Origin of the sequence: Thiolapillus sp., assembly GCF_048562965.1 — a bacterium.
Taxonomy (GTDB): Bacteria; Pseudomonadota; Gammaproteobacteria; order Chromatiales; family Chromatiaceae; genus Thiolapillus; species Thiolapillus brandeum_A.
The window spans coordinates 1-886 of the sequence record NZ_JBHNMF010001102.1; the positions used below are offsets into that span (position 1 = coordinate 1).

Consider the following 886-nt stretch of genomic DNA (forward strand, 5'->3'; position numbering starts at 1 on the left):
CTGAAAAGTAGGCAAAAACCGATCTGGGTTCCGTTCCTTTAACCACAACTCTCTTACGTTTCTCGCGCATTCAAAGCGCACACGTTCAGGCTGCGTAGGTGAAAGCACCCACTTGAATACTGCCTCCGTGGTCTGGTCCAGATCAATACCGGCAACTATGACCTTGAACTGCACATTTGGACGAGCACGACTGGTCCCATATTTCAGGTCATCCAGCTTTAGATCTAGGGTAATGGGTACCACGTGATCCCATTGGACACGAGGCAGTCGCGCTTGATCCTCATCCCGCGGCAGTCTGCAATCAATGCCTTCAAAAACCTCATCCAAGCCTCCGAGACAGCCCTGCAACAACTCGCGAGCCAATTCTTCTGCACCAACGCCACCATCATCATCAGCAGTAAGGTCATGGTCAAAACGGATTAACTCCACATGAACCCCAGATAGTTGCTCGGTCAACGACTGGCCACCGCAATCCTTCGCAAACTCTTCTAAGGCTCGCCAAATCCCCTGAAGCATTACTTCGAAACTCATACCGGTGATGGCCGGTACGGTCTTGCTGGTCTTTTTGCTAGAATCTCTTGTTCGTAAAATCTTCAATAGAGGCATAAGATCCGTTTGCAACAGTCGCTCCCGGGCATCTCCATTTGCTTCATGGATGAATGCATACAGTGTGTCGCGGTAGGCTGCGACATCATCGTAGATCGCCTCATTTCCCACAGTCATCGGCAATTCAATCTCTGAGTTGCCTAAAGCCTTTTCGATCTTCAGCCAGTCCCTTTTTCGCCCGGAAGTGGTCTTGTAACGCTGGTGTGAGATAAAAGCGTCCGCCTCTTTCAGGACAGCAGCGCCTTTCTTTCCACGAAGATCGGCAGGTTGTCCACTGGTA

Annotated in this window: 1 protein-coding gene; it reads right to left on the reverse strand. The window is 50.6% G+C overall.

Annotated elements, in window-relative coordinates; all coding sequences use genetic code 11:
• The coding region (locus tag ACOCD2_RS22585) for a hypothetical protein (RefSeq protein WP_419626176.1) at positions 1 to 886 on the reverse strand (886 nt) is incomplete at both ends.